General features: G+C 73.5%; 9 protein-coding genes. 1 reads left to right on the top strand and 8 read right to left on the bottom strand.

The genetic code is table 11. From position 1 onward, the window contains the following. Nucleotides 1-2: 2 nt before the first annotated feature. From WMF22_RS42600 to WMF22_RS42585, 4 genes are all read right to left on the bottom strand, one after another. Nucleotides 3-986, bottom strand: a complete 984-nt coding sequence (locus WMF22_RS42600) for a hypothetical protein (protein WP_438033449.1) — start codon at nt 984-986, stop codon at nt 3-5. 54 nt (nt 987-1,040) lie between these two features. Further along, nucleotides 1,041-1,466: a MarR family winged helix-turn-helix transcriptional regulator gene (locus WMF22_RS42595; RefSeq protein ID WP_438033448.1), complete on the bottom strand. Its 426-nt coding sequence runs from the start codon at nt 1,464-1,466 to the stop codon at nt 1,041-1,043. 123 nt (nt 1,467-1,589) lie between these two features. Continuing rightward, nucleotides 1,590-3,893 carry a sulfatase-like hydrolase/transferase gene (locus WMF22_RS42590; RefSeq protein ID WP_438033447.1) on the bottom strand — a complete coding sequence of 768 codons (2,304 nt, stop codon included), beginning with the start codon at nt 3,891-3,893 and terminating at the stop codon, nt 1,590-1,592. Then, nucleotides 3,890-4,966: a tyrosine recombinase XerC gene (locus tag WMF22_RS42585; protein WP_438037324.1), complete on the bottom strand. Its 1,077-nt coding sequence runs from the start codon at nt 4,964-4,966 to the stop codon at nt 3,890-3,892. The genes WMF22_RS42590 and WMF22_RS42585 overlap by 4 nt, the downstream gene beginning before the upstream one ends. Nucleotides 4,967-5,475: 509 nt before the next feature. On the opposite strand from WMF22_RS42585, the gene WMF22_RS42580 reads away from it, so the two are divergent. Beyond that, entirely contained in the window at nt 5,476-6,999 is a 1,524-nt protein-coding gene (locus WMF22_RS42580; protein WP_438033446.1) for an MFS transporter, read from the top strand. Between the two features lie 99 nt (nt 7,000-7,098). Here the strand turns inward: WMF22_RS42580 and WMF22_RS42575 are convergent, their stop codons facing one another. The 4 genes from WMF22_RS42575 to WMF22_RS42560 form a co-directional block, all read right to left on the bottom strand. Continuing rightward, a complete protein-coding gene (locus tag WMF22_RS42575; RefSeq protein ID WP_438033445.1) occupies nt 7,099-8,004 on the bottom strand; it encodes a hypothetical protein in 906 nt (301 codons plus the stop codon). 166 nt (nt 8,005-8,170) lie between these two features. After that, nucleotides 8,171-8,785: a hypothetical protein gene (locus WMF22_RS42570; RefSeq protein WP_438033444.1), complete on the bottom strand. Its 615-nt coding sequence runs from the start codon at nt 8,783-8,785 to the stop codon at nt 8,171-8,173. Then, nucleotides 8,785-12,054, bottom strand: coding sequence for a hypothetical protein (locus tag WMF22_RS42565; protein ID WP_438033443.1), 3,270 nt, complete (start codon nt 12,052-12,054; stop codon nt 8,785-8,787). Before WMF22_RS42565 ends, WMF22_RS42570 begins: the two co-directional genes overlap by 1 nt. Continuing rightward, nucleotides 12,051-15,719 carry a protein kinase domain-containing protein gene (locus WMF22_RS42560; protein WP_437295645.1) on the bottom strand — a complete coding sequence of 1,223 codons (3,669 nt, stop codon included), beginning with the start codon at nt 15,717-15,719 and terminating at the stop codon, nt 12,051-12,053. The genes WMF22_RS42565 and WMF22_RS42560 overlap by 4 nt, the downstream gene beginning before the upstream one ends. Between the last annotated feature and the right edge of the window lie 20 nt (nt 15,720-15,739).

Here is a 15,739-nt window from a genome sequence, read left to right as displayed (position 1 = left end):
GCTCAGGCGGCCTCTCGCCGCGCCGCGATCGCGGCGAGCGGCGGTATCCCGAAGCGCTCGCGCACCTCGCCGAGCGGCAGATGAACGACGTCCCAGAAGTTCCAGCGGTCGCTCAGATCGACCTTGCAGGCCGCGCCGCGCGCCAGCGCGCGCAGCACCTTGCGCGCCTCGAAGAGCCCGACCTGCGGCGCGGCGACGGGCGTGATCTGGATCCCGAGGTGGAACTGCAGCATCACGAAGAGCAGGAAGGCGAACCCGTCGCGCCGGATGAACCCCGCCTGGAAGGAGCCGGCCTGGATCTCGCCCGCGGGGTCCGTGTCGTACTCAGCGAGCACGTGACCGAGATCGTGGAACACCATGCGCTCCGGGATCGCGTCCCGGCCCTCGCAGGGGAACAGGAAGCCGCGCGCTGTGCAGTGCTCCCAGAACACCCGGCCGAACGTGCCCTCGGGCAGGAGCCCGAGCTGCTTGTAGCGGAGGGCCCGCGAGCGATCCTCGACGCCCGCGCGGAAGAAGGGCCCGAGGAGCCTGCGCACGCCAGCCAGGCCCTCTTTCCTCAGGACCTCGCCGGCGAACGCGCCGACGAGCCGGCGCCGCACGGCGGCCTTGGCGAGCCCCCTGTGGCCGCGCGCCACGAGGCGGAGCACGCCCACGCCCTGCTCGCGCACGCCGAGCGCCCGGGCGAGCGCCTCGACCGCATCGACCTCGGCCGCCGTCACCTCGCCGTCCGCCATCGCGGTCACGAGCGCGAGCTGCACCAGCCGCTTGCGCCGGTGCGGATCCGGGATCGCGCTGGCCACCGCCTCGGGGGTGACGCGCGGCAGCCCGTCGATGTCGGCGCGGGCGCCGTGCAGGGCCGCGAGCTCCTCCAGGACGGCGCGCTGCTCCGGGTCGAAGCGCGCGAGCGCGCCGTCGGCCAGGGCCAGCTCCCGGAGCGCGCCGAGCGCCGCCGGGATCTCATGCGACAGAAACACGACGATATCCATGCTGACCTCCTCTTCGGACAAGGGGTTTCACGCACCACGTTCCGTGAACGTGGCTCACTCTCGCTGGAACGCGCTGATCGCTGACAGGATCGCCGCCGAGATCTCCGGCGGCAGCGACCTGGCCGTCTCCAGGATCACCCGGACCCGCTCCGCGCTCGCCTGGTCGACGAAGCGGCGGCCGAGCGGCGTGAGCGCGAGCGTCTTCGCGCGGCGGTCCTCGGGATCCTCCTGCCGCGCCAGGAGCCCCCGCTGCACCAGGCCGTCGACGAGCCGGCTCCCGGCCGAGGCCGAGAGCCCGAGCGACGTGGCGAGCGCGGTGACGCGCACCGGGCCGTCCTGATCGACGAGGTGCAGCGCGGCCACCTGCGCCACGCTGAAGTCCTCCTCGTGCAGCGCGCGCGCGAGCCCCGCGATGATGCGCGAGAACATCATCCGCGTGAACCGCTCGAGCGGCGAGCCCAGGATCTTTTGCTTGCTCACAATATTATCTATTACGCATTAGTTGCTCATGCGCAATTAGTTGCCGGCGCGATCGCGCGATCCCGGCGCGGGTCCGTCCGCCGCGTGAAGCGGCCGGGCGGCAGCTCTACGCGCGGGCGCCGGTCACTTGCGGGCGCCGGTCACGCGGATCTCGCGGAGGCGCGCCCGCGCCGCCGCGTAGTACGGCTCGATCTCCTTCGCCGCCGGCGTGCCCCAGAGGTTCTTCCGCTCCTCCGGGTCGCTCGCCAGGTCGTAGAGCTCGAACCGGGCGCCGCCCGAGATCGTCAGCTTCATGTCGCCGCGGAGGAACGACCGCCGCGCGTCGTTGTACGGCCCTGCCGGCATGTCGATCAGCACGTCGCGCGCCTGGGCCTGCTCGCCCGGGGCGAGGAACACGTCGGGCAAGAGCGACGCGCCCGAAAGGAAGTCGCTCGCGGCCGCGCCCTCGGCAGGCCCGGGCACCCGCATCAGATCGAGCAGCGTCGGCGCGATATCGATCAGGCTGCGCCGCGCCGAGACCCGGGACGGCGCCGCGCCCGGCACGTGGACGACCAGCGGCACCCGCACGAGCTCCTCCCAGAGCTCGAAGCCGTGACGGAACATCTTGTGCTCGCCGAACGCCTCGCCGTGATCGCTCGTCACGACGATCGCCGTGCGCCCGCCGTAGGGCGCCGCCGCGATCGCGTCGAGCAGCCGGCCGATGTGCCGGTCCGTGAAGGCCACCTCGCCGTCGTAGAGATCCCGCTGCGAGGCCGCGCCGAAGCTTGCGACGTCGTCGTGCCGGAGGTAGTCGGCGTGCGGGTCGAGGTAGTGGACCCACAGGAAGAAGCGCCCGCCCGTGTTGTCCGCCGACCCGAGCAGCCGCAGCGCGGCGTCGGTCAGCGCGGCGCTCGTCGCCTTGTTGTCGACGTCCCAGGGCGCGCCCTCCGGCGGCGCCGCGGACATGTCCACCACGTCGAAGCCGCGATCGAGCCCGCCGAAGCTGCCGAAGTAGCGGTGCCCGTGCACGCTCATCGTGCGCACCCCGGCGCGCTTCAGGCGCTCGGCGACGAACGTGTCCTCCTTGCTGAACTTGTTGAAATGCCCCCAGTTCCTGTGGGTCTCGCTCCCGTACTTGCCGATGAGCATCGGGCCGACGCTCTTGCCCGTGTAGGACGCGAGCGAGTACGCGCGCTCGAACACCGTGGAGCGGGCCGCGAGGCCGTCGAGGTTCGGCGATACGGGCCGCGGGTTGCCCGCGTAGCCGAGGTCCCAGCGGAGCGTGTCGACGGTGACGAGGACGACGTTCAGGTCCGCCGGCAGGCGCGCGGCGGGGGCGTCGGCGCGCGGGGCCGCCTTCGGGGCAGGGGCGAGCGCGGCGAGCGCCGCGGCCGTCAGATCGCCGCCGGAGCAGTCGTCGTCGACGCCGTTGTCGAGGATCTCCTCGGCCAGCGGGTGGACGCGCGCGTCGCGGTCGTCGCAGTCCCCGCCGCCGAAGAGGCCGGCCGCGCGGTCGCCGTCGCGATCGGCGAGGCGGCGCAGGACCGCGAGGCTCTTGCCCCCGACGGGCGCGCCGCGCTCGATCGCCTGCGCCACCGCGGGCTCCGCGTTGAGCGCGGAGGCGGCGCGCGCGGTGAGCGCGAGCGGCAGGAGCGCGGCGAGGAGCGCGACGGGCGCGCGCGCCGTCCGGACCGCGACCGGCGCGAGGAAGGCGGCGAGCGCGACGACCAGAAGGAGCGCCGGGGCGCGCAGGTCGAGCTCGGGGCGCTTGAAGATGCCGTAGACGCCGAGGAAGCCGCCCTCGCCGGAGACGCCGCCCGTGGCGACGCCGACCGCGAACAGGGCCGCGGCGATCGCGAGCGCGACGCCGCCCGTGACCGCCGGATCGACGCAGGCGGGGCGGCCGTCGCTGGCGTTGGCGAGCGCGCGCCGGAGCGGTGGCGTGAGGGCGAGGACGGCGAGGCCCGCGATGAGGCCGAGGCCGAGCGCGCCCGCGGCGACCGCGGTGCCGACCAGCAGGGGCGCGGCCTCGAGGCCGAGCAGGGCGCGGGCGAGGTGGGCGCACAGGGTCATCCAGAGGAAGGCAGCGAGCACCGCGAGCGGCACGAACGCCGCGATGTCGGCGGGCCGGCCGATCGCCCGCACGCGCAGCGCGCCCACGAGCGTGGCCGGCGACGGCGGGCCCGACGGGTCGACAACGATCGCGGAGGCGCCCGCGAGCAGGCCGACGACGAGCGCGACCGGCGCGAACACCCCGATGTCGGCGAGGTAGGTGGCGAGCTGGAAGGCGGCGTCGTCGCCGGCGCCCGCCGTGGCCCACCCGGCGTCGAGCGACGCGGCCACGACGCCGAAGACGCTGGCGCCGAGCGCGCTCCTGGCGAGCCGCCCCGCCCACGCGCGGGCCAGCGTCGGGACCGCGGGGCCCGGCGAGCTCGAGGCTCGCTTCACGCCGGGCCCCGCTTCCGCGCCATGGGGTGAGCGGCGTCGTAGACCTTGAGCAGGTGGTCGATCGAGACGTGCGTGTACCGCTGCGTCGTGGCGAGCGAGGCGTGCCCGAGCAGCTTCTGGATGGCCCGGAGGTCGGCGCCGCCGTCGAGCAGGTGGGTCGCGCAGGTGTGCCGGAGCGCGTGCGGGTGCAGGTCGGCCCGGCCGGCGCCGAGCGCGCCGTAGCGCTGCACCAGCGCCTGGACGCGGCGCACGCCGATGCGCGCGCCGCGGCGGGACAGGAAGAGGGCGCGGGGGTCGCGGGCGCCGGTCGTCGGATCGGCGAGCTCGTCGCGCCGCTCGAGGTAGCGCTCGATGGCGGCGAGGGCGTGGGAGCCGAGCGGGACGATCCGCTCCTTGTCGCCCTTGCCGACGACGCGCACCGCGGCCCTGTCGGCCGGGCGCCGGTCGACGTGGGTGAGGTCGAGCCCGCAGAGCTCGGAGACGCGCAGGCCCGCGCCGTAGAGGGTCTCCAGCATGGCGCGGTCGCGGAGCCCCTCGGCCGTCTCGGCGCCGGGGATCTCCATGACCTCGGCGGCGGCGTCGACGTCCAGGAAGGTGGGCAGCGGGCGCCGGACCTTGGGCAGGGCGAGCTGGGCCGCCGCGTTCTTGTCGACCTCGCCGCGCCGCTCCAGGTAGCGGAGCAGGGCGCGGGCGGCGCCCACCTTGCGCGCGATCGAGGCGGGCGCGTGGGTGCGCGCGAGCGAGCCCAGCCAGCTGCGCAGGAGGAGCACGTCGAGGCCATCCACGGCCGTGGCCTCGTCCGGAGAGGGGGCCTCGCCGGGGGCCGAGGCCTCGCCGGGGGCCGGGGCCTTGCCGGTGGCCGGGGCCTTGCCGCGTGCTCGCGCAGGGCGGTGATCGGCGTTCGCGGCCGCCTTCTCGCGGGCGAAGCGCGCGAGCTGCTCGAGGTCGCGCCGGTACGCAGCCACGGTGTGGCGCGAGGCCCGCCGCTCGGCCGTAAGGTAGGTCAGGAAACGCGCGATCGCCTGCTCCAGCGTGGTCCCGCCGGATCGATCGCCGCTCCGCCGCGCGTGCATCACGGGGTTTGCCCTACCACCAGGACGGCGCCGCAGGCAAAGACTCGCCGGCGGCCGATGTGGGCGCCGCTCGGCCGGCGCCGCTGCGCGGCGCGGCAGGGGAGGCGGGTGCTGGCCGGACGGGACCGCGGTCGCCACGTCCCGCGGCAGGCAGGTGGAGGTCGCGGGGCGCGTCTCGCCATGCCCTGACAAGAAACGCTCCTCACGGATCACGAGCGAACCACCCACCCGGTGGGCGACATGGCGTGAGCGCCGCGCACTCCCGGTTCTGCTGTCCACGAGGATCCATGATCCGCGCTGTCGAAGCGTGAATCGGACTGCAGAGCGCGGCGGTGAAGACCGGCTGTTTCGACGCGCGTGAGACCGGCGCCCGCTCGCCGCGAAGCAGCTGCTCAATCGTGGTTGCCCCTGACGGACCGCGGCGGGACACGCTTGTGATCCAGGTGTGTACGCCGCTCTCGGTGTGGTACGAGGGCTTGCCCGGGGCCCGGGCGCACGAGGAGCATGAAATGACCAACGCAGCCGTGAGCGTGCCGGCCGTCGAGGCGCCGACGAAGCTTTCCTTTGCTCAGACCCTGAAAAGCCTGCCGCGCTCCTTCTGGATGGGCTGCATCATGGAAATGTGGGAACGGCTGGCTTACTACGGTGTGCGCGTCGTCATGCCCATTTACATCGCCCAGGCCGACGAGCCTGGAGGGCTCCACTTCAGCCAGCAGGACAAGGGCACCATTTACATGGTCTGGGCCCTCATCCAGTCGCTGCTCCCGATGATCAGCGGCGGTTACGCCGACCGGTACGGCTACAAGCGCACGATCTTCATCACGGTGTGGCTGAAGATCATCGGTTATCTGCTGATGGCGACGCAGCGGAGCTTCACCGGCTTTCTGCTCGGCGTGGTCATCCTCGCGACGGGCACGGCCCTCTTCAAGCCCGGGATCCAGGGCACCCTGGCCCAGTCGATGGACAAGTCGAACTCGTCGGTCGGCTGGGGCCTCTTCTACTGGCTCGTGAACGTGGGCGCGGCGATCGGCCCGCCGCTCGCCGGCTACCTCCACGGCAAGAGCTGGTCGTGGGTCTTCTATGGCTGCGCCGCCATCATCTCCCTGAACTTCCTGATGCTGTTCACGTACAAGGAGGTCGACTCCGGCGCTGACAAGACCTCCGGGGCGTGGAGGGTCTTCAAGGACACGATCAAGAACATCTGGGACGCGCGGCTCATCACCGTGATCCTGCTGCTCTCGGGGTTCTGGCTGATGATGTACCAGCTCTGGGACCTGATGCCGAACTTCTACACGGACTGGATCAGCAGCACCTCCTTCGTGCAGAACAACCCCTGGCTCCCGGCGTCGTGGCTCGAGCTCAAGGATCCGCGCGGGGTCCAGCTCAAGCAGGAGAACGTGATCAACCTGAACTCGGTGAGCATCGTCCTGCTCCTCGTGCCCTTCTCGTACCTGGTGGCGAGGATGAAGGTGCTCTCGGCGATGACGCTGGGCATCCTCGTCGCCATTTTCGGCATCCTCGTCGCAGGGACCACGACGTCGCTCTACGTCCTCTTCGGGGGCATCCTGCTCTTCTCCATCGGCGAGATGCTGACCGGCCCGAAGAAGAGCGAGTATTTCGCGCTCATCGCGCCGAAGGGAAAGAAGGCGCTTTATCTCGGTTACGTCAACATCCCGGCGGCGATCGGCCCCGCGATCGGCGCGCAGATGGCCGGGATCCTTTATGGGACCCGGGGCGAGAAGGCCACGCTGGCGCTCCGCTACCTCGCCGAGAAGACCGATCTCGCCAAGGGGAAGGCCTGGAACGGCGATGTGGCGTCGCTCTCGGAGCTCCTCGGGGTGTCGCGCCAGCAGGCCTTCAGGACGCTGCAGGAGACGCTGCACATCGACGCCGCCGAGGCGACGCGCCTGCTCTGGGACACCTACCGGCCTTACGAGATCTGGTATTCGTTCGCGGCGATCGGGGTCGCTTCGCTCGTCGGGATGCTGATCTTCTCCCGGCGCTCGAGGCGGTGGAAGGACCTCGACGTGTAGGGCGCGCGGCCGCGCCGATGTGGGCGAGGCGGGGTCCTGGCGCCGGCCTGCGTGGCCGGTCGCCGCACGAGCGGCGCCTCCAGGCCGGGCAGCTCGCGGTTACGTCAACGCTTCGGCCGCCGTCGTGGCGGTGACGGCGTGCTCGAGCCACCGTTCCAGGACATCGAGCTCGGCGCAGCCCTCGATGCGCGCGTCCTCCTCAGGACGCAGCGCGAGCTGCCGCTGCGCGAGCACCCTGCGCAGCGCGGTTCGGGCCTCGGAGAGGCGACCCCGCTCGATGCCCTTCTCGACCAGCTTCTGCTGTACGTCCGGGTTTGCACCGAGCAGAGCCTGAAGGATCTCTCGCTCCCGCGCCTTGACCTCGGGGTCCTCACCCTTGCCAACCCACCACAACAGCTCCTCGCGCACGGTCGCCGACATCGCGGTGAATCTTACCATGCCGAGCACCCATGCGAGCGGCATTCGCGAGGCGACCCACCGGGCAAACTCGTCGAGCGCCCGTCCGGAGCGGGCGACCAGGAAGGGGACGAGCTCGTCGCGCAGCGGAAGGTCGTTGGCTGCGATCCACAGGAAGGGGAAGCTCGACGGCTCCACACGGTAACAAGCTGGCCCGACGGCGACGAGCGCGCGTTGCGCCCGCAGCCAGTCCGGCACGTGCGGCGCGACGAGCCAGAGCGGCTCCTGGCCCGACCACGCATGCGTGCTGTCTTCCGCCCGTTGCACCTGCCTCGCCTGCCGCCGGAGCAGCGCGCGCTCGACGGCCGGGAAATCGAGATGATCTCCTGGCATTTTCAGCTCGACCAGGACCTCCTCGTGGCTCCCGGCCTCTGGCCACGGGGCGGGCAGCGCCGCAATACGGTCGGGGTGGCGTACGAGCAAGAGCCCATCGCTCTGCACCTTCACCAGGCCGATCTCGGGCGGATCCTGCCATGTGACAGCACCGCCGGTGATCCGCTCCGTCTCCGCGGCAAAGGTGCGTTTGGCGAACTGGTCCGGCTGCCCCACGCGCGGCTCAGTAGCAGAGCGTGTCCGCAGGAACCAGCGTGTTATGCCGTGTTCTTGGCCGCTTCGTCTCTTACGCGCGGCGGTGCATGCGCATCACGAGATCGCATTACCAACGAGTTTTTTTTTCGGACCAGCCACTCCGCTGCTGGACTCGCAGCGCTCCGGCCTACTCGCACGCCTCGCCGAGGACGTACCCGTGCTTGCAGATGCAGCGGCACTCGACCTCGAACTCGGGCTCGTTGCACGCCGGCCGGACCTGCCGCACCTGCTTCGCCGTCCGGCCCTCCCTGTCCTTCACCTGCACCTCGATCTCGTAGTCGTGATCGAAGATGTCGCTGCCCGACCAGTTGTTCGGGCAGACTCCCACGTTCGCGAAGGTCGAGATGTCGGCGTCGACGCTCGCTCCCCAGCCGTCGCCGGTCGGCCTGAGGTTGACCGTCCTCGACTCGGACATCACACGCCCGGACAAGGGATCGCGGAGCGAGCCGGACAGCTGGACGCCGCAGGCGCTCAGGTTCGTCGCGCGGACGCCCAGGAAGAGCACCCGCCCGCCCTGCGGCGGCATGATGATGTCGATCCCGTCGCCGTCGCTCACCGGGTGCGCCGCGTCGCTCGAGTCGAGCGCGGTGACCTCCATGCGGATGTCGGCGCCCTCCTCGCCCAGGTACCCGAGCTTGCAGGCGTGCTCGACCGGCGGGGGATCCGCGCCGTCGTCGGCGCACGCCGGCGCGGCGAGCAGCAGCGCAGCGAGCCCACGGCTCACCGCAGCGGGCCAGGCCATCAGCGGTCCCGCCCCTCCGGCGCCGGAGGATCCCCCCCGTCGTCCTCGGGCTCCTCCCGCGGGATGGGCGCGCGCGGGCGCCTCGTGGCGCCGAAGGAGCTGGAGCTGGTCGGCGCCATGGTGATCGGCGCCATCGCCCGCGAGTCGGGCGGCGGCCGCTGGGACAGCGCGTCGCCGCGCCACCTGCCGTCGGTGTCCGCCTCGGCGCGCCCCGGCGCCTCGCTGGGCGCCGAGCTCCATTCAAGAAGACCAGCCTGCGGGAAGGGCGTGCGCTCGGCCAGGTACGCCGCGAGCAGCCGATCGCGCTCGAGCTCTTCCGTGCTCGGCGGCGGGGGAGGATCGAGCGTCGGCAGCTCGTCGGTCCACGTCAGGTCCGCCTCTTCCAGGCTCGCGCCGGACCCGGCGCTGGAGAACGCGCGCGGCGCGTTTCGCTCCGTCGGGACAGGCTCCGGGGCGTAGCTCGGGGCACCGCCCGGCGCATGGCTGGAGGCACGGGCCGGCGCCGGGCTGAGGGTACGGGGCGGCACGTGGCTGGAGGCACGGGCCGGCGTCGGGCTGGGAATGCGGGGCGGCGCGTGGCCAGGGGCGCGGTCCGACGCGTGGCTGGAAGGACGGGGCGGCGGATAGCCAGGAGCACGGTCCGACGCGTGGCTGGAAGGACGGGGCGGCGGATAACCCGGGGCGCGGTCCGACGCGTGGCTGGAAGGACGGGGCGATGGATAGCGAGGGGCAGGGGCGCGGTCCGATGCGTGGCTGGAAGGATGGGGTGGCGGATAGCCCGGGGCCCGGTCCGACGCGTGGCTGGAAGGACGGGGGGGCGGATAACCCGGGGCGCGGTCCGACGCGTGGCTGGAAGGACGGGGCGATGGATAGCGAGGGGCAGGGGCGCGGTCCGACGCGTGGCTGGAAGGATGGGGCGGCGGATAGCCCGGGGCACGGTCCGACGCGTGGCTGGAAGGACGGGGCGATGGATGGCGAGGGGCAGGGGCACGGTCCGACGCGTGGCTGGAAGGACGGGGCGGGGTGTACGTGGGCGCGTGATCGAGCGCGCTGGCGGGCGGAGGCTCGGACGCGAAGGAAGGGCTCCGCGAGGTGGGCGGCGGCCCCGGCGGCGGCGGATCGATGGTCGGGAGCTCGTCGTCCCAGTCCCAATCCTCCGGATCAACTCGGGAATCCGACCGGCGCGACGGCGCGCCGAGCCGGAGATCCCCCGCCCTCCGCGACGCAGGGAACGCCGCCGGAGGGCCGATCGTCGGCAGCTGGCCCACGCCCGGGTCCCGCGCCGGCGCGTCGTCCCGGCGCTCGATCTGCCGCGACGGGCGCGTCGGCTCGGGCGCCGGCACGGAGTACCTCGTCGACGCGACCTGCCCGAAGGGCCGGGAGTCCCGCGGCAACCGCGGCGGAGGAGGGACGGCCATCGCCGCGCGCGCCGCCGCCGTCGAGGGGGGCGGCTGCGTCGAGATGAGGTTCTCGTCGCGACCCCGCTCGGCCGCCGCCGGGCGATCGGCCGGCGCCGGCTGCCGGGGTTGCACGCTGGTCGGCGACGGCCCGGCCTGCGCGGAGCCCGCGAGCGGCCTGCCGAGCCACGCGGCCTCCTTGCGCGCCTGCGCGGAGCGCGCGCCTTCCTCCGAGCGGATCGCGCGCGGCGCGAGCGTGTCGCCCGGCTCCGTCGGCGGGACCTCGTCGCCGAAGAGCACCGGCGCGGCGGCCGTCACGCGCGACTCCACCCCCGCGGCGCCCCTCCCGGAACGGAAGCCGAACGCGGCGCGGATCGCCCGCTCGTGGTGAGGCTCGACCTCGACCGGCCGGACGATGAAGCACGGCTCCGCGCCCGGCGCCCGCTGCGAGAGGTCGACGTCGAACGGCGCGCCGAGGAGGTGGCCCTGCTCGTCGAACAGGACGCGCACCGGCGGCTGCGCGAAGTGCGCGGGCGACAGCGGCGTCGAGAGGACGACCCCGAGCTCGCCGGTGCTCAGCTGCACGAACGTCCCCGTCGGGATGATGCCGAGCGCGCCGACGAGCAGCTTGCCGATCGCCCGGTCGGTCGCGCTCTCGGCGCCCGAGATCATGCGCTGGAGCACGGCGTCGAGCGACGAGGCGCCGCCCGACGCGGTCTCGATCGTCGGGAACGGCGCCGTCCGGAGCTCCGTGAACTGGCGGGCGGCCGCCAGGATCCGCGCGAGCACGGTGGGGCTGCGCCGGCCGCCGTAGAGCGGGCCCAGCCGGCCGCCTTGCCGGAGCGCGAGCGCCTCGTAGGCGATCACCGTGCGCGTGATCGAGGGCGCGTGCAGCTTGCCGAGCGCCGTCAACATGACGGCCGCGCTCGCGGGCAGCCGCTCCTTCTCGTCGTCGCTCAGGCCGCGCTCGAGGAGAGAGCGCGCGACAGGCTCCCCTTCGTCGGCCGAGCCGGCGAGCACCCCCGTGAGCCGCAGCCGGCTCACGTCGTAGAGCAGCGCCGCGGTGACGAGGCTCCCGAGCATCCTCCTGTCGGTCGTGAGCTGCCGGGCGATGCCCAGCGCGACGATCGCCGTGGACACGCTGAGGCCCCCCTCGTCCGGGTCGGCGATCTTGCCCGCGGCGACCGAGAGCAGGAGGCGCGCGTCCTCCTCGGCCGCGGCGACGAGCTTCTGCGCGACGCGCTTCACCCGCTGCGGCAGGATCGCCGGGGACGAGCGCAGGGCCGCGTAGAACGACCGCATCACGAGGATCGCCGCCGCGTAGGTGCGGCTGATCCGGCCGATGCGGGTGCCGTCGCCGTCGATGGCCCCGCCAGGGAACGGGTTCGTGAGCTTGCGGACGCGGACGCCCCGCAGGCTCGACTGGAGGAGCCGCGCGGCGATGCTGCGGTCGCGCTGGGCGTCGGCGAGGAGGCGGGCGAAGGCGGCGAGCTCGGCCCGACGGACCGCCTTGTCGAGCACGAGCTCGGAGACGTCGCAGGCCTCGAAGAAGCTGCCGAGCTCCAGGGCGACCTCGTACGTCTCGCGCGAGGCGCGGAGCATCTGGCCGTTGATGAAGAGGGTGTTGCCCGCGAACACGATCGTCGCGGCCTCGCTCCCCGACAGCTCGCAGAACTGGACGATGCTGTCGATGGCGGACGGGACGAGCGACAGCACCGCCTGGTTCGAGTCGCTGTGCAGGAGGCACGCCTTCGCGAGCCGGTAGATCATCTGCACGAGCCCGAGCGCCGCGCGGCGCCGCACGTCGGCCTTCACGCCCGAGATCGCCGTGTCGCCGGTGCTCTCGTGGAGGTTCGCCTTCTCCTCGCTCACGGCTTCCTCCCGCCGCGGGGCGACGGAGACGGCGCCGGCTTCGTCGAGGGCACCGCGCTGCCGGGCGCGGGCTCGATGGCCGTGCGGGATGGCGCGCCGAACGGCAACGAGGCGGGGCCCTGCCGCGCGCTGTACGGCGCGGCGCTGGCGCTCGAGGGCGGGGCGGGGGACCTCGGCGGCATGGCCGGGCGCGGCATCGACGGCGGCATCGGCGGCGGCGCGGCCGTCGGGGTGGACGCCGACGTGGAGGAAGGCGGCGGCCCGCGCCGGCTGAACGGCACGGAGGTGGGAGGCGCCGAGGCGGCGCTCGTCGAGGCGGGCACCGGCGAGACGAGCGGCGGCCTGTAGGCGGCTCGGCCGGCGTCGCCGTTCGGGGTCATGGATCCGGGGCGCGGGGTGCTCCACGGCTCGAGCTGGTCCGGCAGGCTGAGCGGCCCGCCCGGGCTCACGCGCCGGACCGAGACGGGCGAGTACGAGCGCCTTGCGCGCGAAGGCGGCGCGCTCGCGTCCGGGTGCGCCTGCGCCGCCGGGCGATCGCTCGGGCGGGTCGGCGCGACGAGGCGCGCGGCGATCGCGACCGCGGCGCGCGCGGCGGCGTCGCGCACCGGCGGGGTGTTCCACCAGCGCGGCTTGGTCGCCTCCTTGACCGCGCGGAGCGCCTCGTAGCTCCGCGCCTGGCAGAGGAAGTGCGCGGCCAGCTCGCGGGTCTGCTCGATCGCTTCGGACGGGATGAGCTGGCGCTTCTCGAGCAGCTCGATCGCGAGCTTCTCGGCGCGCGCGGGGTTCAGCTGCGCGACGGTCTCGAGCCACTGCCGCCGCTCTGCCCCCGAGAGGTCGTGGAACGACGGCGCGACGATCCGCCGCACGAGCGTCGGGCCCGCGGCGAGCACGCCGAGCTTGCCGATGAGGCGCAGGGCCTCGCAGCGCACCGGCGGCGCGGGGTCGTCGAGGAGCTTCTGGAGCTCTTCCCGGACGCGCTCGGCGGCGGAGCCCGCGGAGCCGCCCTCGCCCGCGGCGGCGTCGGGGAGCTCGGCGAGCGCGTTGATGCGCACCTCGACGTGCGGGCTCGCGAAGCCGGCCTCCAGCGCGGCGAGGGCGCCGGGGGTCTTGAGCTGCGCGAGCAGCTGGAGGAGCGTCAGGGCGAGGGGGGCCGGGGCGCGAGAGAGCAGGTCCCCGAGCTCGGCCTCCCGGCCCGGCGCCCACCGCCGCATGTAGGCGAACAGGACCTCGCGCAGGCGCTCGGACTGCACGGCGCCGTGGCACTGGCACGCGGCGCTGAAGAGCGAGCCGTCCTCGAGCGCGTCGAGCGCGTGGGCCAGCCCCTCGACGATCGCCGGGTCGAGCGGCGCCACGCTCCGGCTCGCGCCGGCCTGCGCGGTGTTCCGGCTCGTGCCGGCCTGCAACGTGTTCCGGCTCGTGCCGGCCTGCGCCGCGCTACGCCCTGGGTCGGCCTGCGCCGCGCTCCGGCCCGCGTCGACCTGTGTCGCGCTCCGGCCTGCGCCGGCCTGCGCCGCGCTCCGGCCCACGCCGGCCTGCGCCGCCGCGCCTGCGGCCGCCGCGCCGCCGGGGGCAGCGCCCGCGGCCGCCACGCCGTGGCCCGCCGCGCCGGTGGCCGACGCTCCCGTGGCCGCCGCGCCGGTGGCCGCCGGCTCCTCCGGGTGAGCCGTCGCGAGGTCGTTGAGGATCGCCCTGAGCGCCTCGACCGGGAACATCGCCTGCGCGAGCGTCCGGTCGACGGCGCGCGGCGAGAGCTGCGGCAGCGCGGCGCTGGATCGACCTGCCGCGCCTGCCGCACTGGCCGCGCCTGCCGGGCCGCGCTGCATGCCGTCGAGCCGCGCGAAGAACGCGCGCCGGAGCATCGTCTGCACCTCGAACGCGAGCTCGTAGCTGTGCAGGACGATCTGGTCGGCGGTCCACGCGGTGAGCGCCCCCGTCATGCGGTCCTCGTCGCCGTGCCGGACGGCGTCCACGTAGCCGTCGACGAACGCGTCCATGTAGCGCTCGTTCCACTGCTCCGACGGCAGCGCGATCTGGGCGCCGAGGGTGCTCCGGGTCAGCGGGTCGATGGCGAGCGCCGAGGCGGCCGCGCCCGTCTCCGCGAGCGCGGCCTCGACGTTCCGCTGCAGCGCCCTGCCCGCGAGCGAGCTCTCGTCCCACAGGCTCTCGATCTGCGCGAGCGCGCGCGCCCCCACCGCGACCTCCCGGCACTGCTCCTCGAAATCCTCCAGGTCCGCGTCGCCCTCGGCGAACTGGTCGATCGCCATGTACGCGATGTGCTCGAAGCGCCGGTCCCAGAGCGCGGTCACGGCGTCGTCGTCCTCGCTCATGCCGAAGCTCTGGTCGCGGAGCAGGATGGCCGCGAAATCGCGGAGCTCGGCCTCGGTGATGCCGGCCTTGATCTGGATCTTCCGGACGCCGTCGGCGAAGAGCTGGTAGGGGATGCGATCGAACGGGGGCCTGTCGGGCTGCCAGATCGGCTGGCCGCCCGAGGTGAACGCGCTCGGGGTGACCTCCCAGCGGACGCCGAGGGGGTTCTGCGAGAGCGTCCGCGTGATCTCGTCGAACGCGAAGTGGATGCCCTTGTTCACGTGGGGGTGGTTCCACCCGTACTGTCGGATGTTGCTGAGCACGAGCGCGAGCTGCCTCCAGACGCCGACGAGCCGCTGGCAGGTCTGCTCGACGATCGACGGCGGATCCTGGTCCTCGTCGATGGTGTCGTTGCCGCGGACGAGCACGCGCGGCGCCTTCTTCTCGCGCGAGGGCGTCAGCTGGTTGGCGGCGTGCGCGGCCGTCAGCCGGCGGAGCTCGCCGCGCATCGCGGCGGCGCTCTGGAAGCGGCCCCCGCGCTCGAAGGCGAGCGCCTTGTCGACGAACGCCACGATCTCGACCGGCAGGTCGGGGACCTCGGTCGCGATCGACGGCGCGGTCTGCGTCGCGGCGAGGAAATACGACTCGGACTCGCTCCGGCCGCGGTTGAGCCGCTTGCCCGACAGCAGGGTGAACAGGCTCGCGCCGACCGACCAGACGTCGGACCGGCCGTCGATGCCGGACACGCCCATCGCCTGCTCGGGCGACATGAAGGCCGGCGTGCCGAACGTGAGCCCCGCGCGCGTGGCCTGCCGCTCGGGGTCGCGCATCCGGGCGATGCCGAAGTCGAGGACCTTCACGTGGCCGGCGCTCGTGACGAAGATGTTCGCCGGCTTGATGTCGCGGTGGACGATGCCGATCGAGTGGCACTTCTCGAGCAGATCGAGCACCACGTCGAAGACGGGCAGCACCTGGGCGAGGGGGAGGGTGCCGCCGGCGCTGCTCGCGAGCCGCTGGAGCGTGGTGCCGGAGAGCAGCTCCATGACGAGGAACGGCTCGCCGCGGTCGCTGAGGTCGTCCTCGACCACGGCGACCCGCGCCGGGTGATCGACCCGGTTCGCGATCTTGCCCTCCCGCAGGAAGCGGTCCCGCAGCTCGGCGTTGCGCGCGAACTCGATGTGGAGGACCTTGACCGCCGCCCGCGTCCCCCTGCGGTGGGTCGCCGCGAACACCGCGCCCATGCCGCCGACGCCGAGCAGATCGTCGAGCCGCCACTTGGCGTTCAGGGCTGTCCCGATCCGCGCAGCGGCGGTGTCCACGAGGTTCGGCTCCTCGGCGTGCGGGTCGAGCGGGGCCATAGACCGGGCAGCGATCAGGG

Source organism: Sorangium sp. So ce204, from assembly GCF_051526795.1.
Classification (GTDB): Bacteria; Myxococcota_A; Polyangia; order Polyangiales; family Polyangiaceae; genus Sorangium; species Sorangium cellulosum_B.
Note: the sequence above shows the minus strand (reverse complement) of the source record. Positions and strands in the feature narration are given on the sequence as shown.

Coding starts and splice junctions, on each gene's coding strand:
- WMF22_RS42600 (WP_438033449.1), bottom strand. CDS start 986: ATGGATATCGTCGTGTTTCTGTCGCATGAGATCCCGGCGGCGCTCGGC.
- WMF22_RS42585 (WP_438037324.1), bottom strand. CDS start 4,966: ATGCACGCGCGGCGGAGCGGCGATCGATCCGGCGGGACCACGCTGGAG.
- WMF22_RS42580 (WP_438033446.1), top strand. CDS start 5,476: ATGACCAACGCAGCCGTGAGCGTGCCGGCCGTCGAGGCGCCGACGAAG.
- WMF22_RS42570 (WP_438033444.1), bottom strand. CDS start 8,785: ATGGCCTGGCCCGCTGCGGTGAGCCGTGGGCTCGCTGCGCTGCTGCTC.
- WMF22_RS42560 (WP_437295645.1), bottom strand. CDS start 15,719: ATGGCCCCGCTCGACCCGCACGCCGAGGAGCCGAACCTCGTGGACACC.